We start from the raw sequence: 21,477 nt of genomic DNA, 5'->3' as shown, positions 1-21,477 counted from the left end.
TCCTCCCGGCTATTCTTTTTCAATTGGTGCGAATTTTGCCAACAGGCGTTTGATGCCTACCGGGCTTGGGAAAGCGATATCGAGCTCCATCTGCTCCCCTTCGCCTTTCACACTGACAACTGTACCCGTACCCCATTTTTTATGTTTGGCGCGGTTTCCAGGCTGCCATCCAAGTTTATCTCCACCCGATTGCTGGTAAGCCGGGCGGGTCACTGCGGCGCGTTTCGGAGCTTGTCTGTAGCTCGTCGGAGCGCCTGCCCGGTAATTCGCCATCGTCTGTTCAATCAACTCTTCTGAAATCTCGCTGATAAACCGGGAAGGCATATTGTAATTGCTTTTGCCGAAGAGGGTACGCGACGTCGCATGCGTTAAATAAAGGCGATGCTCTGCCCGCGTAATTCCGACATAGGCCAAGCGCCGTTCTTCTTCCAATTCATCATCATCCAGATTTGAACGGGAATGCGGAAAGACGTTTTCTTCTAAGCCGATGATGAAAACAACCGGGAATTCAAGCCCTTTTGCCGCGTGCATCGTCATTAAGATGATCGGTCCATCGGCATCTTCCTCGTCATCCAACGAATCGATGTCGGAAATCAACGCCAAGTCCGTCAAAAACGCCACTAAGGATTTATCATCGCTTTGCTTCTCAAATGCTTTTGTCACCGATAAGAACTCTTCCAAGTTTTCCAGGCGGCTTTCGCCTTCAATGGTTTTATCGTTTTGCAGCATTTGGCGGTAGCCTGATTTCTTCAGCACTTCTTCGACCAATTCCGTTACAGATAAAAATTCCTGCATTTGGGTGAAGCCATCAATCATGGAACGGAATTCAAGGACTGTCTGTGCCGTTTTCGCTGTCAGCCCCATAAAATCAGCTTCTTGCAAGGCATCCATGATGGTGCGGTCTTGGTCGATCGCGAAACGGGCCATGCGTTCAAAAGACGTTGCCCCGATGCCGCGCTTCGGCTCATTGATGATCCGCGCAAGCGATAAATCATCGTCGTTATTCGCAATCAACCTTAAATAAGCGAGTAAATCCTTGATTTCTTTGCGGTCATAGAACTTGGTGCCGCCGACGATGCTGTAGGACATATTCGATTTGACGAACATTTCCTCCATGACACGCGACTGGGCATTCGTCCGGTAAAGAATGGCAAAGTCAGATGTTTTATAGCCTTCTTCTTCCATCAATTTCTGGATAGTCTGTACGACAAATTGCGCTTCCTGCCGTTCATCTCCCGCTTTATGGAGAATGATTGAAGGGCCTTCATCGTTATCTGTGCGCAGTTCTTTTGGGTAGCGGCTTGTATTCTTTTTAATGACATCATTCGCTGCCTGTAAAATCCGTTTCGTCGAACGGTAATTCTGCTCAAGCATGATGACTTTGGCATTCGGATAATCTTTTTCAAACGAAAGGATATTCGTGATATCCGCCCCGCGCCAGCGGTATATCGACTGGTCAGAATCCCCTACTACGCAGATATTCTTGAATTTGCTTGCCAGTTTCTGCACCAATTGGTATTGGGCATTATTTGTATCCTGGTATTCATCCACATGGATGTACTGGAATTTGTTCTGGTAGAATTCCAATACGTCCGGTACGGTATTGAACAATTTCAATGTCGTCATGATCAAATCATCGAAATCGAGTGATTGGTTTTTCTTCAAACGTTTTTCATAAGCCACATAAACTTCCGACACGGTTTTTTCATATGGATTATGCGCATTCATATTCGCTGCAAATTCACTGGCATCGATGCATTCATTTTTCGCCGAAGAAATGGCATTCAGCATCGTCCGCGGCTCATACTTTTTCGGATCCAGGTTTTGCTGCTTCAATACGTTTTTAATAACCGTCAGTTGGTCTGTCGTATCCAAGATCGAAAAGTTTTTCGAAAATCCAAGCTGGTCGATGTTCCGGCGTAAAATCCGCACGCACATCGAGTGGAATGTAGAAACCCACATCCGCTCCCCTGTTCCGTGGCCAAGGAGTCCATCGATCCGGCTGCGCATTTCACGTGCTGCCTTGTTTGTAAAAGTGATCGCTAAAATATTGGAAGGATAAACCTCTTTTTCCAATACCAAATAAGCGATACGGTGAGTGAGCACGCGTGTCTTCCCGGATCCGGCACCTGCCATGATCAAGAGCGGCCCTTCCGTCGTTTTTACTGCTTGTTCTTGTTCCGGGTTCATTCCTCTAAGTAAATTCTTTGTAATGATTTCCATTTCGCACCACCTCGAACATCTGTTCTTTCTATTATAGCGAGTTGTTGTCTAGTTCCGCAACTGCCTGGACAGTCGCTAATGCCTGTTCCAAGTCTTCATAGAGGATGTTGCCGACCACCACTGTGTCCGCAATATGCGCCATTTCCTGCGCTTTCGGCACCGAATCGATGCCGCCTCCGTAAAATAACCGCGTCTGGTCAAGGACGTTCTTAACTTGCCCTACCAATTCACGGTCGCCATAGGCTCCACTGTATTCCATATAAAAAATCGGCAGCCGGAAAAAATGCTCCGCCATTCTCGCATAAGCGAGTACATCTTCCGCCGATAAATCCGTTTTTGCCCCAGTCAATTCCGCAGCTTTGCAAGCTGGATTCAAAATGCAATACGCTTCCGGAATGAGTTCTTCCCAATCCATAATTTCTCCGTATTCCCGGATTGCTTCATGATGAAGCCCTTTAATCCAAAGCGGATTGTCGCTATTCAACACTGTGGGAATAAAATAATAATCGAATCCCGGAGTCACCGATTCAATTGTCGAAACTTCGAGTACGACCGGAACTGTAAACCGGCGGACTCGCGCCATTAAATCCAAGACATTGTCGAGTGTGACATTATCACTGCCGCCAATCAAGATGGCATCAGTCCCAGATTCGCAAATTCGTTCCAACTGTCCATCTGAAATTGACTTTGCCGGGTCTAATTTAAATACATGCCGCCATGTTTGAAAGTCCATCATCGTCCACCTAACTTCGCTTCTCTATTCGCTCTTTCATTATAGCAAAAAAAGGGCTGTCCATTAAGCCGAATAGCAGACTCACTGGACAACCCTCTTCTTTTTCTCATGCCAAAGCCCGATAGGAACAGTGCTTCTAACAGGCCAAGCGGAAAACTCCGCTTAAACCGAGCCCATTCAGACGACTTTATGCCTTCCCATTTTTCAGCCTTTCGGCAGCTCAAACGGCTTTTCGTCTGGATACAATCTGCCCAGCATTTCATCATAGCCATCATTGCCATAATTCAAGCATCGACGGACTCGCGAAATCGTAGCAGTGCTGGCACCTGTTTCGTTTTTGATCTTTTCGTAGGTCTTTTTCATCCGCAGCATATGAGCAACTTCTAGGCGCTGCGAAAGTGATTGAATTTCACTGATGGTGCACAAATCATCAAAAAAGCGATAAGCTTCTTCTTTGTCTTTCAGCGCAAGAATCGCTTCAATTAATTGGTCTGTCTGTGCGCCTCGGATTTTATCTACCTGCATACAGTTTCACCGTCCTTTCATTTCAAAATATTATGGCGTGGCACTGACCATTCCATCCAGTCCTGGATTTTCCGGAATGAGATGGATCCATGTTTTGCCTGGCGCCAATTTTACAGGTTCGCCATTCTGAACCGGGACCAGCATTCCATTTTCAACGGTCCACTCGGCTTCAAGCCGGCCGCCTCCGTGGAACACAAGCGCATCTCCACCGCTTTCCAGATCAATCGCCAACCGTCCCTTTTCGTCAATCACGTCATGAGCAGTTTCAAAAAATACAACATTGGCGATCTCCATGATTTCAAGCGACTCTTTATCGCCTGTTAAAACCCCGCCAGAAGATCGGCTGTATTTGTGGGTCGTTTCATCATATGTATAGACATTTTGAAACATGGGATCTGAACCGTACGCGACTTCTATTAAAGAAGCCTGTTCCATCAGTTTAGCACTTTCAGAGTTTTCATAGAAATGATATGCTGACTCCCCGCCAAAAGAAGGTTCGGCATCCACCATCTCCATTCCTGTTTTTATATTATCAAAACTGATATAGGAATTATGCGGCGCTATCCGGTCAGTTGAACGCTGAAACAAGCTGCCATCATAAGCCATGCCATTGATGTGATCGACAACTCCTCTGTCCAACAGCATTTTCGCATCCGGGCTGTAGCCATGCGCTACGAAAAAAGCATCGTAATTTGCTGCTAACTGAACAAAATAATCTCGCGCACTGCGAATCGGCCCGATTTGGTTCGGGATGTCACTTTGATAGAGCGCGAGAAATCTCGTAACATTTCCTTCCGCCAACAATTCAAAAACCATATCCGCTTGTGTCAGCCCTGTTTGTGGCCGTGCATGCGGATGGTTGTTAATAACTGCCATGACAGGCCGCTGGTTCAATTCCTGTTCCCTTTCCATCCCTGTAAACGGAGCGGTAGTCTCTCCTGGTTCTTCGTCAGGCATTTCTGGTTCTAGTATTGCTTCCGGCTCAGCCGGCTCTTCTTTTTTCTCGCTCATTATCCAAAAGACAGCAGCTGCCGCTGCCGCCCAAAGCAAGATGATCCATATAAGCCATGACTTTTTTTTCATTGTCTGTTTACCTCATAAACGCTGGAAATAAGATTTTTTTATTCATCACATCGTAAATCCCTCTTTGGGTGATGCGGACGTAAGGCAAATGGGTCGCCTGTAGGAATAGTAGCGTGTAGACGGCATCTCCTTTTGTATAGCCGCGGTCTTTCAGCGCTTTCTTCAACGCCATTTCTTGGGGAATCAATTCTTCCATCGGCAGCTCTGACATCACCCCGCCGATCGGTAGCGGAAGCAAGCAAACGGTTTCTCCTTCTTCAACAAGAACAATCCCGCCTTTCAAACGCTTCAGTTCATCGAAAGCGCGCCACATGTCTTTTCGGCTCTTGCCGATCAGAATGATATCTCCTGTATTGGAATAGGACGAAGCAAATCCACTGACGCCGGTTGCAAAACCTTTAATCAATGTGTTTACGCGCCATTTTCCATGTTTGTCGAGAAGCATCAGAAAGCTTTCTTCATGATCTTGCGAAAGCGTTCCATCATGCGTATCGACACTCACTGAATAAGGTTTTGTAATCACATCATTGATCATTTCAATCCCGAATGGCATCGAAAATTGGAAGTCATCTTCTGTTAAGTCAAAGTCGAGTTCCAAGTCCGGCATCACGGACCAATCGATTTTCGGCAAGTCAAAGACTTTCTTGCCGTCCCGTTTTAGCCAAACCCCTTTTGAAATCACACCGGATGGCACAGGGTCCTCCAGCGAATCCAAAATGTTCAAGTTGGCAAAACGCCCAGTCGCAATCAAACCGTGCAAACTTGTCACATTGTAATACCGGGCTACATTATAAGACGCCATCATGTACGCATCAATTGCCGGCACTCCCGCTTCTAAAGCGATTTTGATGCAAAGGTCCATCACGCCGTTCAAATGGAAGCCGGGAGTTGAACCATCCGTCGTCATCATTAATTTATCAAAGACATTCAGCTCTTTTTCTACAATGCCTTTCAACAATTCCGGCAAATCCGGCCGGATGGAGGAATGGCGAAGCGTGACGCCATAACCGTGGAGGAGGCGCATTTCCACTTCTTCCACAGTCATCGCTTCATGGTCTCCGTCTGCCCCTAGCAAACGCATGCGCGCAAGGGTTTTCTCGGAAGCACCTGGGAAATGCCCTTCAATTTTTTTCAAGCTCATTTTCGCTTTTTGAATCCAGTACAGCATTTGATCGTCGCCAGCCAAAAGCTTCGGCCATCCGGTCAATTCGCCGCCTAGCCAGACGTCGGTCCGCTCCAGCCACTCTCCGACTGATTTTGAAGTGAACAACCGGTCTTCTTCGCTCAGCTCCGTCTGCGAGTCAAATCTCGTCCACCAATAAAAGTTAAAAGGCAGCCCTGCCATTTCATCCAATAATGAAAACGCTTTCTCATTTTCCAATGATAAAAACAAAGTCAAGTTGTCGGATAGGAACGTGGTAGTTCCGCCTTGAGCTGCATAATCCGCAAATGTTTGGGGGTTATAGAGCTGATAAGGGTGGACATGGGGTTCAATATAACCCGGCACGATATACTTCCCTTCCATCTCAATCACTTCTGTGGACGCATCGACTTTCGCCATATCCGGTCCTGCATAAACGATGCGATCCCCTTTTATCCATATATTTCCGGTCATCCATTTTTTGAAAATGCCATGCAAATAAGTAGCATTGACCAATAAGAGATCCGGTGCTAATTCTTTATCGATAATCTTAAGTTGTTGTCTGATTTCAGTATTTCTCCATAATGGGTTTCCCATATCCGGCACCTTCCTCCTCTATCTCTATGCATAATATCGTAGCATAATAATGCATGAAAATACAGAGAGGACCGGATAATACTAGAACATTCTGACCATAATCAGACACAAAAAATCCACGCCGGGAGCGTGGATTTTACTTATTTTGCAGTTGTTGAATTGAAGGGATCCAAGACATTCTCTTTTTCATCTTTCTTGAATGACAGGACCTTTGAAGTCGGTTCGTACGATTCGCCGTAAAAATGCTCGTCTTTATACGTATGGATGTCCTCATACATTTTCTTCATCGCCTCGAAAATTTCTTCTTCCGATTCGTTGTTCGGCGCCCAGTAAAGGATTTCCATCGAATTCTCTTCACCAGTCGCTAGCGAACGGCGGCAATAGCCGATGGATGCAGCGTGTTGAAAACCTTCTCTAGCATAAAAGCGCAAGCGTTTTTCAGTATCCGTGTCTTCGTAGTTTACAGGTTCCACTTCAAGGATGATCGGCTTATTCTTGTCTTTCAGCATTTGCAAAGTTTTCTTCCCTAAGCCCATGCCGCGCGATTCTTTAGAAACGAATAAATAATCGACAAACGAGAAAGTCGGGAACTCTGCGTACATCAAGACATGGTATGGTCCTTCGTCTTTATAATAGACACTGCCTTTTTCTTTCAGCAACGTATCCATATGCTCTTTTGATTTCATTTCTTCTACTGGGAAATACTGATTTAGTTTTTCATACCAATTCATAGTTTGTGCTCCTTTCAAATTTGGGTGCCCTGCTGATTTTGTTTCTGGAGTCTTGCTAACTAGTTCGTTATGGAGTGTGATTAAGAGGTAAAAGTGGGCAGTTGAAAATCCTCAACTCAATTTTTAATACCCCAAGGGCGGGGAATTAAACAAAAAATGACACATCTCCGATACGAATTTGTGTCATTTGTAAGTTTAACATATTCAATTTTGCATTGCACGCCATCCGATGTCTGTCCGGTAGAAGTAGCCAAGCCATTCGAGCTTGTCCAATTCCTCATAGACTTTTTCCTGTGCAGCTAATAGCGACTCGCCTTTAGCTGAAACTAGCAGGACACGCCCGCCGTTGCCGACAAAACCTTTATGGGTTTCCCGCGTCCCGGCATGCACCACTTCAACACCTTGAAGCTCCTCAAAGCTTGGCAATAGAATGCCTTTTTCGATTTCACCAGGGTATCCGTCAGCAGCAATGACAACGCCAAGCATGGCCTGGCCGTCCCATTCCAGATCAAATTTCCGGCCGTCTAAAATTGCATCCATGAAGGCGCCGAAATCAGATTTCATCTTCGGAAGGACCACTTGCGTTTCAGGATCTCCAAAACGCGCATTGAATTCGATGACTTTCGGACCTTCTTCCGTCAAGATGACGCCGGCATATAAAATGCCGTTGAACGATGTTCCTTCTGCTGCCATTGCACCGATCACCGGATCGACAATGGTGCCAAATGTCTCTTCTATAACAGCTTCAGAAATTTGGGGTACCGGTGAGTAGGCACCCATTCCGCCCGTATTCGGACCTCTATCGCCGTCAAAAGCACGTTTATGGTCTTGGGAAATCGGCATCGGATAGATTTCGCCATCCTGGACAAACGACATGAACGAAAACTCTTCGCCAGCAAGAAACTCTTCGATTACGACGCGGGAACCCGATTCGCCGAACTTTTGGCCTTCGAGCATATCTTTCACGGCAGCGATGGCTTCTTCTTCAGAAGTGGCTACGACGACGCCTTTCCCTGCCGCAAGCCCGTCCGCTTTAATGACAATCGGAGCTCCTGTCGTTCGAATGAATTCAATTGCAGGCTGAACTTCCGTGAACGTTTCATATGCAGCTGTCGGAATGCCGTATTTTTTCATTAATTCCTTGGCAAACGCTTTGCTGCCTTCGATTTTCGCAGCTTCTTTTGACGGTCCGAAAATACGCAGCCCGCGGTCTTTGAAAAAGTCGACGATTCCAGCAGCTAACGGCTGTTCCGGTCCGACAAACGTAAAATCGATGTTCTTCGCTGCCGCAAAATCTGCCAATGCTGCGAAGTCCATTTCGTCCATTCCTACTAATTCTGCATCCGTGCGCATCCCATCATTTCCGGGTGCGGCATAAACTTGTTCGACAGATGCCGAACGAGAAAACTGGCGAACAATGGCGTGTTCTCTTCCGCCTCTTCCGATGACTAAAACGTTCATCTGATCACCCCCTGGCTTAGTGTTTGAAATGGCGAACGCCGGTAAAGATCATCGCAATGCCATATTCATTCGCTTTATCAATTGAATCCTGGTCTTTTTTCGAACCGCCTGGTTGAATAATTGCTTTAATGCCTGCTTTTGCAGCAGCTTCTACCGTATCGGCCATCGGGAAGAAGGCATCCGAAGCCATAACTGCCCCTTGCGCTTTTTCTCCTGCCTGTTCCAAAGCGATTTTCGCAGAGCCTACCCGGTTCATTTGGCCGGCTCCAATGCCTAAAGTCATAGCGGAGTTGCAGACGACAATCGCATTGGATTTTACATGTTTGACAACGCTCCAGCCAAGCTTCAGCGCTTCTAATTCTTCAGCAGTTGGTTCCCGGTCCGTCGCCACTGAAATTTCCGCCTCATCATAGCCGAAAGCATCCGGTTGCTGGACCAAAAGTCCACCCTCCACTGTCACAGTATTCCATTTGTCTTGTTTTGTACGGCTAAAAGGAATCGTCAACAAACGGATGTTTTTCTTCTGCGTCAATAATTCAATCGCCCCTTCCGAGAAAGATGGCGCTATGATGATTTCTAGGAAAATTCCGGCTAATTGTTGAGCCGTTTCCGCATCCACTTCCTGGTTCAACGCAACGATGCCGCCAAAAATGGAAGTTGAATCGGCTTCATAAGCTTTATTGAACGCCTCGGAAATCGTTTCACCTGTTCCAACACCGCAAGGGTTCATATGTTTGACTGCTACGGCAGCGGATTTCGTGAATTCCTTGATGATTTGAAGTGCCGCATTGGCATCTTGGATATTGTTGTAAGATAATTCCTTGCCATGCAATTGATCGGCATGGGCAATTGAAAAATCCGAGCCTAGCGGGCTGCGGTAAAATGCCGCTTTTTGATGCGGATTTTCTCCATAGCGGAGCGGCTGCTGCAATTCATATGTAAGCGTCAGCTGATCCGGATATTCCTCACCTGTCAATTCTGTTAAATAATTGGAGATATACGAATCATATGCAGCTGTGTGGCGGAAAACTTTAGCAGCTAAGCGCCGTCTCGTTTCTGAAGTTGTCTCATTTCCGTTTTGCAACTCGCTAGCCACAATCGCGTAGTCTTCAGAATCAACAATAACCGTCAAATAAGCATGGTTTTTCGCTGCAGAACGTAGCATTGTCGGGCCGCCGATATCGATATTTTCAATCGCATCATCAACCGCTACGCCTGGCTTTGAAATCGTTTCACGGAATGGGTATAAATTAACGCATACAATATCAATTGGGGATATGCCGTTTTCAGCCATTTCATGTTGATGCGTGGCATCGTCATGTTTAGCCAAAAGACCGCCGTGGATTAATGGATGCAAGGTTTTGACGCGTCCGCCCAGAATTTCGGGGAATTTAGTAATTTCATCAACTGCTGTAATCGCCACGCCATTTTCTTCTAAAAAGCGTTTTGTTCCGCCTGTCGATAGGATTTCATAATCCATTTTTTCCAGTTCCTGCGCAAACTCCAGGATCCCTGATTTATCCGATACACTTAGCAAAGCTCTTTTTTTCACGATACGTCCTCCTATAAATACTGCAGATGGGTGTTACTGATTGAATAATTGCTGCAATGTTGCAGGATATAACTGGTGTTCAATTTCATGGATTTCTTTTTCGATCGCTTCGCGTGTACGTCCGTCAACAGAAAACGATTGCTGGGCAATGATTTTGCCGGTGTCCATTCCCGCATCGACGTAGTGGACAGTCACACCAGCGAATTCAGCACCTGATGCAAGCGTTTGGCCGATGGCATCTTTCCCGGGAAAAGCGGGCAGCACTGAAGGATGGATATTAATGATGCGATTTTCATAAGCCGCAAGCAGAACCGGTCCAATCAATCTCATATATCCTGCCAATACAATCCATTCTACACTTAAACTCTGGAGCTTTTCCTTTAACATCTCTTCATATAACTGTTTTGAATCGTATTGAGACGGGATAAATGCAAAAGATGCCACTCCAAGCTTTTCGGCGCGTTCTACGACAAAAGCAGTCGGGCGGTCAGTCACAACCAATGCCAATTCCGCCTGCAGCTCGCCTTTTTGAATCGCATCGGCAATCGCTTGAAAATTAGAGCCGTTTCCAGAAGCGAAAACGGCAATCTTTGGTTTATTGTTCATCGAGGGTTCCATCCTGTTCCCCTATAAATTGCACGCCGGACTTGCCGGAAACTTGGCCAATGATGTATGCCTGTTCACCGCTTGCTAGGGCTGATGCCAGAACTTGCTCAGCATCTTTTGCTGCAACAGCCAGTACAAAACCGATGCCTGCATTGAAAACAGAGAACAAATCGCGGTCAGTCAGTGAACCTTTTTCCTGAAGCATGTCGAAAATGCGGAGAACCGGCCAACTGCCGAGTTCAATCTCAGCACCTAAGCTTTCAGGCATCATGCGCGGCAAGTTTTCAATAAACCCTCCGCCGGTTACGTGCGCCATCCCATGAATTTCAACATCGTTCGCGATGGCTGCAACCGTTTTCGCATAAATTTTTGTCGGTGTCAGCAATTCATTGCCAAGCGGCCCTAAATCTTCAAAACCCTCGATAATTTGATCCAGCTGATAATGATGCTGATCAAAGACGATATTGCGTACGAGCGAATAGCCGTTTGAATGGATCCCGCTCGAAGCTAACCCGATCAACACATCTCCCTGCTGGATTTTTTCGCCTGTAACGATCTTGGATTTCTCCGCTGCCCCTACTGCAAATCCGGCGATGTCGTATTCATCTGCTTCATAAAGTCCCGGCATCTCGGCTGTTTCGCCGCCAATCAATGCAGCGCCTGCCTGTACACAGCCATCCGCTACCCCTTTGACAATTTGCTCAATCTTTTCAGGAACCGCTTTTCCAACGGCAATATAGTCGAGGAAAAATAACGGTTCCGCCCCTTGTGCAACGATGTCATTGACACACATCGCCACACAGTCGATGCCGATCGTATCGTGGCGGTCTGCCATGAATGCCAGCTTCAATTTTGTTCCGACTCCATCCGTTCCAGACACAAGAACCGGTTCTTTCAAGTTCAGCTCAGACAAATCGAACATGCCGCCAAAACCGCCGAATGCACCGAGCATCCCTTTACGCGCTGTACGCTCCACATGGGATTTCATTCGATTGACTGCTTCATAGCCTGCCTCGATATTTACGCCTGCCTGTTCATATGCTTTTGACATGCCGGTTCCCCCTTATTTCACTTTCTCTTTTTCATGCGGAAGCACTGTATCCGGGAAAATGTTTGTCGGATACTCCCCTGTAAAGCACGCTAAGCAATGGCCGCATTTTGCTCCAGGGTCGGTACGTCCAATATTTTGCACCATTCCGTCCACTGACAAGAATGTGAGTGAGTCTGCGCCAATGATTTCCCGCATTTCTTCTATTGTATTGTTTGCTGCGATCAACTCACCCGAAGTGGAAATGTCGATGCCGTAAAAACAAGGGCTTTTGATCGGCGGTGAACTGATGACCACATGCACTTCCGTCGCTCCCGCATCTTTCAGCAAGTTCACAATTCTCCGCGAAGTCGTTCCACGCACGATCGAATCATCCACCATGATGACGCGTTTGCCTTTCACGACTTGGCGCACTGGCGACAGCTTCATTTTGACCCCTTGCTCGCGCAAGTCTTGAGAAGGCTGGATAAATGTCCGGCCGACATAGCGGTTCTTGATCAAACCAAGCTCATATGGAATGCCGCTTTCTTCCGAGAATCCGATGGCAGCGGAAATGCTCGAATCCGGAACACCGGTTACGACATCTGCATCAATCTGAACTTCTTTTGCCAACTGTTTGCCGAGGCGCTTTCTCGCTGCATGCACATTGATGCCATCGATATCTGAATCCGGTCGTGAGAAATAAACATATTCCATCGTACAAATAGACCGTTCCTGGGGATAAGCAAAACGTTCAGCCCGCAAGCCGTCATCTGTAATGACCAAAAATTCCCCCGGCTCCACCGAACGGACAAATTCCGCACCGATGATATCAAACGCACAAGTTTCAGAAGCCACTACCCAAGCGTTGCCCAGCTTCCCAAGAGAAAGCGGACGCAAACCGTTCGGATCAAGTGCGACATACATCGCCTCTTCCTTTAAAATCACACAGGCAAATGCTCCCTTTAATAGAGATAATGCATTTTTAGCTTGCTCTTCAAATGTCGCATAGCCGCTGCGTTTAATGAGATGCGCCAGCACTTCGGTATCAGAAGTGGTTTGGAAGATGCTGCCTTGGCGTTCCAAATGGCTTTTTAGTTCTGTCGCATTGACTAAGTTGCCATTATGGGAAATAGCTAAGCTGCCGGTAGTCGAGTTGAAGAGCAGCGGCTGGACGTTTTCAATCCCGCTGCCCCCAGCTGTTGCATAGCGGACATGGGCAATCGCCCCTGTCCCGGCAATGCCTTCAATCTTCTCTGGCGTAAACACTTCACTGACCATGCCTTCGCCTTTTAGCGCTTTTAAGTAGTTTTTATCTGTTGAGACAATCCCTGCGCCTTCTTGGCCGCGATGCTGCAAAGCATGCAGCCCGTAATACGATAGCTGCGCTGCATTCGGATGGCCCCATATTCCAAAGACGCCGCATTCTTCATTTAAGCTTCTGATTTCAGCAAGCATGGGATAGCTCCTTTCCAAGCTGTGCGAAGGGCTTCGACTGAATCTTGGATCCAAATGGTGCCGTCTTCGCTTTTGATCGTCAATGTCCCGGTATCTGTGACTGTTCCGATTCGCTTGGCATCTGCAACCACTTGTTCGAACGCTTGTGCCTTGTCCGGAGAAACGGTCAAAACAAAGCGCGATTGCGATTCGCTGAATAAAGCCGTAGTGGCTGAACCTGAAAGCGAAGCTTCAATTCCGAGTCCCTTGCTGAACGCTTTCTCCGCCAGTGCGACCGCAACGCCGCCTTCTGCTACGTCATGGGCAGATGCAACGAAGCCGCCTTTGATAGCTTCTAAAATCTGCTGTTGCCGCTGTGCTTCAACCTTCAAATCGATTGCCGGCGCTTTGCCGAAAATCCGGCCTTCTACCATTTTTTGAAGTTCACTCCCGCCGAATTCCGTCAAGCTTTCGCCGATCAAGTAAACGAAGTCTCCTGCACGCTTCGCATCTTGAGTCGTGACATGCGACAGGTCTTCCACTAAACCGACCAAACCGATGGTCGGCGTCGGATAAATTGCCGTGCCATTTGTTTCATTGTATAAAGAAACGTTCCCGCCAATAACCGGTGCATCAAGAATGGTGCAAGCTTCAGACATGCCATCTGCCGCTTTTTCCAGCTGCCAGAAGATTTCCGGCTTTTCAGGATTCCCGAAGTTCAGGCAGTCCGTGATAGCCAGCGGTTTTGCACCTGAAACGACTACGTTCCGTGCAGCTTCCGCGACCGCAATTTTGCCGCCGGTTTCCGGATCCAAATAGATATAGCGGGAGTTGCAATCCGTTGTCATCGCCAAGCCTTTATTCGTTCCGCGAACACGGATAACCGCTGCATCCGATCCTGGGCTGACGACTGTACTTGTCCGGACTTGATGGTCGTATTGATCGTAGACCCATTCTTTTGAAGCGATTGTCGGCTGCTGCAATAGCGCCTTCAATGTTTCGCTGTAGTTTTCCACTTTCGGTTCTGCGTTGTCCATTTGCTGATACTCTTTAAAGTAAGTAGGCACACTTGATGGTTTATGGTAAACAGGCGCATCTTCCGCCAAGGCATCAACCGGCACTTCTGCTACAACTTCCCCTTTATGCACTAAACGCAAAGTCGAATCGTCCGTTACGGTACCAACCGTAACTGCATCCAATCCGTATTTCTCAAACAATTCCACAATCTCAGGTTCACGGCCTTTTTTCACGACAATCAGCATGCGTTCCTGCGATTCCGACAGCATCATTTCATAAGCCGTCATTCCCGTTTCGCGCTGCGGCACATGGTCAAGATCCATTTCAATGCCGGATCCCGCTTTTGAAGCCATTTCAGCCGACGAAGAAGTAAGGCCAGCTGCGCCCATGTCTTGAATGCCGACAAGTGCATCGGATTTCACGAGTTCCAGGCATGCTTCAAGCAAGAGTTTTTCCATAAATGGATCCCCCACTTGCACAGCTGGGCGGTTATCGCCCGACGATTCCGTCAATTCTTCCGAAGCAAAAGTTGCACCGTGGATCCCGTCGCGCCCAGTTTTTGCTCCCACATACATCACCGGGTTGCCAATGCCTGACGCTACGCCTTTTTGGATGTCTTCATGATTGATCAAGCCTACACACATCGCGTTCACAAGCGGATTGCCGTCATAAGAATCATCGAACTGGACTTCTCCGCCGACAGTCGGAATGCCGATGCAATTGCCATATCCTGCGATTCCAGCGACTACTTCTTCAAACAAGTATTTAACGCGCGGCGTTGTCAATTCACCGAAACGAAGCGAATTCAACATTGCAATCGGGCGCGCTCCCATTGAAAAGACGTCACGGATGATGCCGCCCACTCCTGTTGCCGCTCCTTGATACGGTTCAATTGCTGAAGGGTGGTTATGGGATTCCATTTTAAAGACCACTGCCTGGCCGTCTCCGATATCCACAATCCCGGCGCCTTCGCCCGGCCCTTGAAGTACACGCGGCGCTTTTGTCGGAAATTTTGCCAAAACCGGTTTTGAATTTTTATACGAACAATGTTCTGACCACATGACCGAAAACAAACCGGTTTCTGTGTAATTCGGCGTTCTTCCTAAAATCTTCTCCACCATGGCAAATTCTGAATCGGATAATCCCATTTGCTGATAGATTTTCTGTTCTTTGATCTGCTCAGTATTTGGCTCAAGCATGACTGACATTTGCTTCCCTCCACTGTTTCACAATTGATTTAAATAGGGTCAAGCCGTCGCTGCCGCCGATCAAATCGGATACAGCACGTTCCGGATGCGGCATCATGCCAAGGACATTCCCGCGTTCATTGACAATCCCTGCGATGTTGTTCCGGCTGCCGTTAAAATCGTCTGCATAGGAAAAGACGATTTGATTGTTCTTTTTCAACTGCTCGTATGTTGCATCGTCGCAATAATAATTTCCTTCGCCGTGAGCGATCGGAATTTGGATTTCCTGGCCTTCTGCGTATTCGTTCGTGAACAGCGTGTTGGCATTCTCCACTTTCAAACCGACTGTCTTGCACATGAATTTCAAGTTTTTATTGCGGAGCAAAACGCCTGGAAGCAAGCCCGCCTCCGTCAAAATCTGGAATCCGTTGCAAATGCCGAGAACCGGCTTGCCGGCTTCAACCGCTTTTTTCACTTCATCCATCACTGCTGATGACTGCGCAATGGCACCGCAGCGCAAGTAATCGCCATACGAAAACCCGCCTGGCAATAAAATCCCGTCATAACCGCTTAAATCTGTTGAATCATGCCATACATACTCTGCTTCTTCACCCAGTTCATCCTTGACCGCATGGTACATGTCCAAATCACAATTGGACCCAGGAAATACGATTACTGCGAATTTCATTGCGAGACAGCCTCCTCAATTTCGAAACGGTAATCTTCAATTACCGTATTCGTCAATAACTTCTGGCACATTTCATTTACTAACGCATCAACATCCTGTGCGTCATCCGAGATCATCAATTCCAAGTATTTGCCGATCCGGACGTCTTCAACTTCCGCGTAGCCCATTTTATGAAGAGATCCCATTACTGCAGACCCTTGCGGATCCAATACGCTTTCGCGCAATGTGACGTAGATTTTTACCTTTTTCATGAATGTTGTCCTCCCAGTTTAGCTAAAATGAGTTCATACGCTTCCGTTAAATTGCCCAGATCCCGGCGAAATACATCTTTATCAAGTTTTTGTTTCGTTTTGGCATCCCACAAACGGCATGTATCCGGTGAAATTTCATCTGCCAACAAAATACGGCCGTCTTGGCCACGGCCAAATTCGATTTTAAAGTCCACTAAATCTACGCCGACTTCTTTAAAGAAGCCGATTAAGATTTCATTGACCGCTAGCGCTTTTTCCCGCAATTCCTGAACTTCATCAGTTGTTGCGAGTTCCAGCATTTCAATATGGTCTTCTGTCATAATCGGATCGCCAAGCTCATCATCTTTGTAATAAAATTCGACGATCGGCTTTTTCAAAACGGTTCCTTCTTCTAAACCGAAGCGCTTCGCCATGCTGCCGGCAACGATATTCCGTGTCACCACTTCGACCGGAATGATCGCCACTTGCCGCACGAGCTGCTCATGGTCAGACAATTGTTTAACAAAATGCGAAGCAATGCCCGCCTTCTGCAATCTTTCGAAAATCAATGATGTGATTTTATTGTTCAACATGCCTTTACCGGCAATCTCCGCTTTCTTTTCCCCATTAAAAGCTGTTGCTGAATCTTTGTATTCCACCCATAAAATAGCTTGTTCGTCCGTTGCATATAAGCGTTTTGCCTTGCCTTCATACAATAGCTGACCTTTTTCCATGTGAGAAGCCTCCGTTTAGTTTAATCCAAGCCGGTTGAAAATCATGTCCACTTGCTGTAAGTGATGGTTATAGTCAAAGCAATCGTCCAATTCTTCTTTAGACAATTGAGATGTAATCGTTTCATTCGCTTCCACGATTTTGCGGAAATGCGTCTGGTTTTCCCACGCTTCCATCGCACAAGGCTGAACCGTGTCATAAGCCGCTTCACGAGCCATGCCTTTATCGATCAACGCCAACAGCACCCGCTGCGAATAAATTAAGCCAAGCGTTGAATCCATATTGCGCTTCATATTGTCCGGGAATACCGTCAAATTCTTCACGATATTCGAGAAGCGGTTCAACATATAGTTCAGTGCAATCGTTGCATCCGGTAAAATCACACGCTCTGCTGACGAATGGGAAATATCGCGTTCATGCCAAAGTGAGACGTTTTCGTAAGAAGTGACCATATAGCCGCGGATTAAGCGCGCAAGGCCCGTCATGTTTTCTGAACCGATCGGATTGCGTTTATGCGGCATCGCTGAAGATCCTTTTTGCCCTTTCGCGAAAAATTCTTCCACTTCACGCGTTTCCGATTTTTGAAGGCCGCGAATTTCTGTCGCGAACTTCTCAATAGACGTTGCAATCAAAGCCAGTGTGCTCATATACTGCGCATGGCGGTCGCGCTGCAAAGTCTGTGTTGAAATCGGAGAAGCGGCTAAGCCCAATTGTTTGCAGACATACTCTTCAACAAACGGATCAATATTGGCATAAGTTCCGACTGCACCTGACATTTTACCTGTTTCGATCGTCTTCGCTGCTGCTTCAAAGCGTTCTAAATTGCGTTTCATTTCCTCATGCCACAATGCCAGTTTCAAACCGAAAGTTGTCGGTTCTGCATGCACACCGTGCGTACGGCCCATCATAACGGTCATTTTATGTTCTTTGGCTTTATTTGCTAAAACCTCAATGAAATTTGTCAAATCTTTACGGATGATCGTATTTGCCTGTTTGATCAAATAAGATAGGGCTGTATCAACTACATCTGTAGAAGTCAGTCCGTAATGCACCCATTTGCGTTCTTCGCCCAAAGTTTCAGACACGGCACGCGTAAATGCGACAACATCGTGGCGCGTCTCTTCTTCAATCTCCAAAATCCGATCTACTGAAAACGAAGCGTTCTGGCGGATTTTCACGACATCTTCTTTTGGAATATCCCCGATTTCAGCCCATGCTTCACAAGCTAAAATCTCCACTTCCAGCCAAGCGTTGTAGCGGTTTTCGTCTGTCCAAATTGCGCCCATTTCGGGTCTTGTGTAACGTGCGATCATAAACAATTTCCTCCAATTATTCCGGCCAAATACCGGATTCGTTGATTTCCTTTAAAGTCCCTTTCAGGTCTTCCGTTAATATTGTAACATGGCCCATTTTGCGCTTATGCTTCGCTTCATCTTTGCCGTATAGATGCACTGACCAGTTGGGATACTGCGAAATCTTAGAAGTCAAAGGTGCGACATGCTCGCCAAGAATATTCACCATAATGGTATCTGCCCATAATTTCGGTTCTCTGAGCGGCCAACCACAAATGGCCCGGATATGCTGATGGAACTGTGAGATATTCGTGCCTTCAATGGAGTAATGGCCAGAATTATGAGGGCGCGGCGCCAGCTCGTTCACAAGAATGTCTCCATTCTCCAAAACAAACATTTCAACCGCGAGAGTGCCAATCATCCCCAGATGGCTCGCGATTTTATTCGCAGCATCTTTGGCCTGTTCGATCGTTGCATCCGCGACAGGAGCTGGCACAATCGTTTGGTGAAGAATATGGTCTTTATGGATATTCTCCCCGATTGGCAAAATTTCCATTGCCCCATGGACATTCCGCTGAATAATCACGGAAATCTCTTTCGTAAAATCGATAAAGGATTCGGCCACACAATCCCCGTTCTGGAACAACGGCTCAGCCAATGGCAATTCCTCTTTTGAATGGATGGTTTGCTGCCCTTTGCCGTCATATCCACCCTTCGCCGTTTTTACCACAAACGGAAAAGTAAGGCCAGCGCTTTTCTCTTCTAATTCGCTGTATGTGGAGGCAGTGATATAATCAGCAATCGGAACACCCGCCTCAGAAATCGCTTGTTTTTCAAATATGCGATTTTGCGTTATCCGGATCAATTCCGATCCTTGGGGAACATAAGCGATTTCACTCAACTTTTCCAAGCCCGCCACATCTATGTTTTCGAACTCGTAGGTGATCACGTCACTTGCTTCGGCTAATTCTTCAAGCGCGTGCAAATCATTATAAGGGGCTACGATTTGAATATCCGCAATTTGCCCAGTCGGAGAATCCATGGCCGGATCTAAGACCGCAATTTTAAACCCTGCTTCTTTGGCAGCCATGGCCATCATACGTCCAAGCTGTCCACCGCCGATGATGCCGATTGTTTGCCCTGGAAGAATAATTTTAGTCATTTTAAATCACCTGTGCTTTTCAAGACTTCTTCATGGGTCCGTTTTCTTCTATCTTCTAACGCTTCTGCCGCTGCTGTATCAGTAGTTCCAAGGATTTGTGCAGCTAGTAAGCCTGCATTTACAGCTCCTGCTTTTCCGATCGCTACTGTTGCTACCGGAACGCCCCCTGGCATTTGTACAATGGATAGAAGAGAATCCAAACCATTTAAAGCTTTCGATTGAACAGGAACGCCAATAACCGGTAAAGTCGTTTTTGCTGCAACCATTCCCGGCAAGTGAGCCGCTCCGCCAGCTCCAGCGATAATTACATGCAGCCCTCTTTCTCTTGCCTGTTCTGCATAGCTAAACATTAAATCAGGAGTACGGTGAGCCGAAATCACTTGTTTTTCATAGCTTATGTTGAGTTCATCCAAAATATCACATGTATGTTTCATTGTTTCCCAATCGCTTGAACTTCCCATAATGACGCCAATCCGTGGATTCATCACAATACCTCTCCTTTAAAACAAATAAAAGCCCTTAAATAAACTGCTCACATAACGTGAAAAGCAGTTTACTTAAGGACTTTCTTATTAGACGATTTATAAATGATGCCATAAATAAGCACATTTTCGCCAAGTATCCATAAGTTGCTTTCCCGCATAGTCCAGACATTCCGGTGTCTTGGTAGAAACGCAGAAGCCAATCCTTCTGCATATATGGGGTATCCACAATCATCATAACAAGAGACAACTGAGGAGTCAACGATAAAGTCGAACAATTAAACACCTTACTTCTTAATCGTTCGTCTTTATAACAAATATTTACTTATTCATTTAATTTCATGCCTTTAAACTTCACTATTTGGCGTATAGGAACAGGCTTACCATCAATTTCTTCAAACAACGGCTCATCTTTTCGACCAACGGCCGCATAGCCTTCTTGCTTCATTCGTTCTAAGCAGGCATCCATTGTTTCGTTTTCGCCCACTTCAAACCAGATTGTTTTCTTACTCATTTAAATAATTTTCCTCTCTTTACTTGTTTCACCCAGAATCCGCCATGGATCGTTTTAGGCTCATACGCAATGATAAATGCTTTTGGATCCAATTCTTTAATAGTAGCGTATAACTGGAGTTCCATTTTCCGTGGTGTCAGGATTTGCATAGAGTGGCGTCCACCTTCCATGCCATTCGCTACCCAATCCGTTACTCCATAGCCTTTCTCCCGCAATTTCTTAGGAAGAAGTGGATCTTCATCACTTGTAATAACATTTACAGTAATATAACCCAATGCCATTTTCTCTTCAATTTTGGATCCGACAATGACACCCGAACCATAACCAATCGCATAGGCTATCAAATTTTGAATTTGATCTAAATTATCCAATACTAATCCTAAACCTACTATATAAATAACCGTCTCCACCATGCTTACAGCTGCCGCTAAATACCGGTACCCCTTTAGCGTCATAATCATTCGGATGGTAAAGAACGAAACATAGACGATATTGATGGAAAAAATAATCAAGACCATTAACCACGGATTAATATCCACTTTTTGCACCCTTTCTTTCCTATAAAGATTCATGTTTCATACTAGTAGAGTTAGTAAGCAATTGCAAGGAACATTAGATAAATTTACTATGATGAACAAGAAATTCTCATAAAAACCAACATCTAAAAATAGCATGGTCCCGTTAGTAGAAAACCTGTAAATACTTAATGTTTAATAGCTAAGTTAAATCATATTAAAATCGGATAAATTTAATGACGGGCTCTTAAAGTTACGATCACGCTTTAACTCTATTCAGAGAATAGAAGATAAGAAATAAATAGGAAAAACTATAAAAAAAGCCGTTACCGGCTACGGTAACGACTTTCCACATGCCCAGCGACGTCCTACTCTCACAGGGGGAGACCCCCAACTACCATCGGCGCAAAAGAGCTTAACTTCCGTGTTCGGGATGGGAACGGGTGTGGCCTCTTTGCCATCATCACTGGACTATTTTTTTCAGAGTGACTTGTTCACTCAAAACTGGATATTCGACATTGAATACAGGAAACGCGCGCTTC

Annotated in this window: 20 protein-coding genes, 1 rRNA gene and 1 riboswitch; all 21 genes read right to left on the bottom strand. The window is 46.2% G+C overall.

What is annotated here, in order from left to right:
• Positions 1–9: 9 nt before the first annotated feature.
• The 21 genes from pcrA to rrf all read right to left on the bottom strand — a co-directional run bounded on the left by pcrA (position 10) and on the right by rrf (position 21,406).
• Positions 10–2,223, bottom strand: a complete 2,214-nt coding sequence (gene pcrA, locus AC2EXB_RS04975; RefSeq protein WP_483603981.1) for a DNA helicase PcrA — start codon at positions 2,221–2,223, stop codon at positions 10–12.
• A 31-nt stretch (positions 2,224–2,254) separates the two neighbouring features.
• Complete coding sequence (gene pcrB, locus AC2EXB_RS04970) at positions 2,255–2,956, bottom strand: heptaprenylglyceryl phosphate synthase (protein ID WP_483603980.1); 702 nt, start codon at positions 2,954–2,956, stop codon at positions 2,255–2,257.
• A gap of 204 nt (positions 2,957–3,160) precedes the next feature.
• Positions 3,161–3,481 (bottom strand): YerC/YecD family TrpR-related protein, encoded by a 321-nt coding sequence (locus AC2EXB_RS04965; RefSeq protein WP_235198575.1) that lies wholly within the window; start codon positions 3,479–3,481, stop codon positions 3,161–3,163.
• Positions 3,482–3,511: 30 nt separating this feature from the next.
• Positions 3,512–4,564: a DUF3048 domain-containing protein gene (locus AC2EXB_RS04960; RefSeq protein ID WP_483603979.1), complete on the bottom strand. Its 1,053-nt coding sequence runs from the start codon at positions 4,562–4,564 to the stop codon at positions 3,512–3,514.
• A 7-nt stretch (positions 4,565–4,571) separates the two neighbouring features.
• A complete protein-coding gene (locus tag AC2EXB_RS04955) occupies positions 4,572–6,302 on the bottom strand; it encodes an adenine deaminase C-terminal domain-containing protein (protein WP_483603978.1) in 1,731 nt (576 codons plus the stop codon).
• Positions 6,303–6,442: 140 nt separating this feature from the next.
• Positions 6,443–7,033 carry an N-acetyltransferase gene (locus AC2EXB_RS04950; RefSeq protein WP_235198572.1) on the bottom strand — a complete coding sequence of 197 codons (591 nt, stop codon included), beginning with the start codon at positions 7,031–7,033 and terminating at the stop codon, positions 6,443–6,445.
• Positions 7,034–7,237: 204 nt separating this feature from the next.
• The gene (gene purD, locus AC2EXB_RS04945; protein WP_483603977.1) at positions 7,238–8,494 is read right to left on the bottom strand and encodes a phosphoribosylamine--glycine ligase; all 1,257 of its coding nucleotides are present in this window, start codon (positions 8,492–8,494) and stop codon (positions 7,238–7,240) included.
• 16 nt (positions 8,495–8,510) lie between these two features.
• Positions 8,511–10,046 (bottom strand): bifunctional phosphoribosylaminoimidazolecarboxamide formyltransferase/IMP cyclohydrolase, encoded by a 1,536-nt coding sequence (gene purH, locus AC2EXB_RS04940; RefSeq protein WP_483603976.1) that lies wholly within the window; start codon positions 10,044–10,046, stop codon positions 8,511–8,513.
• A gap of 33 nt (positions 10,047–10,079) precedes the next feature.
• Positions 10,080–10,652 carry a phosphoribosylglycinamide formyltransferase gene (purN, locus tag AC2EXB_RS04935; RefSeq protein ID WP_483603975.1) on the bottom strand — a complete coding sequence of 191 codons (573 nt, stop codon included), beginning with the start codon at positions 10,650–10,652 and terminating at the stop codon, positions 10,080–10,082.
• Positions 10,642–11,703, bottom strand: coding sequence for a phosphoribosylformylglycinamidine cyclo-ligase (gene purM, locus AC2EXB_RS04930; RefSeq protein ID WP_483603974.1), 1,062 nt, complete (start codon positions 11,701–11,703; stop codon positions 10,642–10,644). Before purM ends, purN begins: the two co-directional genes overlap by 11 nt.
• A gap of 12 nt (positions 11,704–11,715) precedes the next feature.
• The gene (purF, locus tag AC2EXB_RS04925) at positions 11,716–13,137 is read right to left on the bottom strand and encodes an amidophosphoribosyltransferase (RefSeq protein ID WP_251480154.1); all 1,422 of its coding nucleotides are present in this window, start codon (positions 13,135–13,137) and stop codon (positions 11,716–11,718) included.
• Positions 13,113–15,341, bottom strand: coding sequence for a phosphoribosylformylglycinamidine synthase subunit PurL (purL, locus tag AC2EXB_RS04920; protein ID WP_483603973.1), 2,229 nt, complete (start codon positions 15,339–15,341; stop codon positions 13,113–13,115). The genes purF and purL overlap by 25 nt, the downstream gene beginning before the upstream one ends.
• The gene (purQ, locus tag AC2EXB_RS04915; protein WP_483603972.1) at positions 15,325–16,008 is read right to left on the bottom strand and encodes a phosphoribosylformylglycinamidine synthase subunit PurQ; all 684 of its coding nucleotides are present in this window, start codon (positions 16,006–16,008) and stop codon (positions 15,325–15,327) included. Before purQ ends, purL begins: the two co-directional genes overlap by 17 nt.
• Entirely contained in the window at positions 16,005–16,259 is a 255-nt protein-coding gene (gene purS, locus AC2EXB_RS04910) for a phosphoribosylformylglycinamidine synthase subunit PurS (RefSeq protein WP_235198566.1), read from the bottom strand. The genes purQ and purS overlap by 4 nt, the downstream gene beginning before the upstream one ends.
• Positions 16,256–16,972: a phosphoribosylaminoimidazolesuccinocarboxamide synthase gene (gene purC / locus AC2EXB_RS04905; RefSeq protein WP_235198565.1), complete on the bottom strand. Its 717-nt coding sequence runs from the start codon at positions 16,970–16,972 to the stop codon at positions 16,256–16,258. Before purC ends, purS begins: the two co-directional genes overlap by 4 nt.
• Positions 16,973–16,987: 15 nt before the next feature.
• Positions 16,988–18,283: an adenylosuccinate lyase gene (gene purB, locus AC2EXB_RS04900; RefSeq protein WP_483603971.1), complete on the bottom strand. Its 1,296-nt coding sequence runs from the start codon at positions 18,281–18,283 to the stop codon at positions 16,988–16,990.
• Between the two features lie 16 nt (positions 18,284–18,299).
• Positions 18,300–19,424 carry a 5-(carboxyamino)imidazole ribonucleotide synthase gene (purK, locus tag AC2EXB_RS04895; protein ID WP_483603970.1) on the bottom strand — a complete coding sequence of 375 codons (1,125 nt, stop codon included), beginning with the start codon at positions 19,422–19,424 and terminating at the stop codon, positions 18,300–18,302.
• Positions 19,421–19,909, bottom strand: coding sequence for a 5-(carboxyamino)imidazole ribonucleotide mutase (purE, locus tag AC2EXB_RS04890; RefSeq protein ID WP_483603969.1), 489 nt, complete (start codon positions 19,907–19,909; stop codon positions 19,421–19,423). Before purE ends, purK begins: the two co-directional genes overlap by 4 nt.
• 137 nt (positions 19,910–20,046) lie before the next feature.
• Positions 20,047–20,146, bottom strand: a riboswitch (purine riboswitch).
• A gap of 85 nt (positions 20,147–20,231) precedes the next feature.
• Entirely contained in the window at positions 20,232–20,420 is a 189-nt protein-coding gene (locus tag AC2EXB_RS04885; RefSeq protein WP_483603968.1) for an NETI motif-containing protein, read from the bottom strand.
• Positions 20,417–20,992 (bottom strand): DUF2179 domain-containing protein, encoded by a 576-nt coding sequence (locus AC2EXB_RS04880; RefSeq protein WP_397443514.1) that lies wholly within the window; start codon positions 20,990–20,992, stop codon positions 20,417–20,419. The genes AC2EXB_RS04885 and AC2EXB_RS04880 overlap by 4 nt, the downstream gene beginning before the upstream one ends.
• Before the next feature lie 298 nt (positions 20,993–21,290).
• A 5S ribosomal RNA gene (gene rrf / locus AC2EXB_RS04875) occupies positions 21,291–21,406 on the bottom strand.
• Between the last annotated feature and the right edge of the window lie 71 nt (positions 21,407–21,477).

This window comes from Planococcus alkaliphilus, from assembly GCF_057031095.1.
Note: the sequence above shows the minus strand (reverse complement) of the source record. Positions and strands in the feature narration are given on the sequence as shown.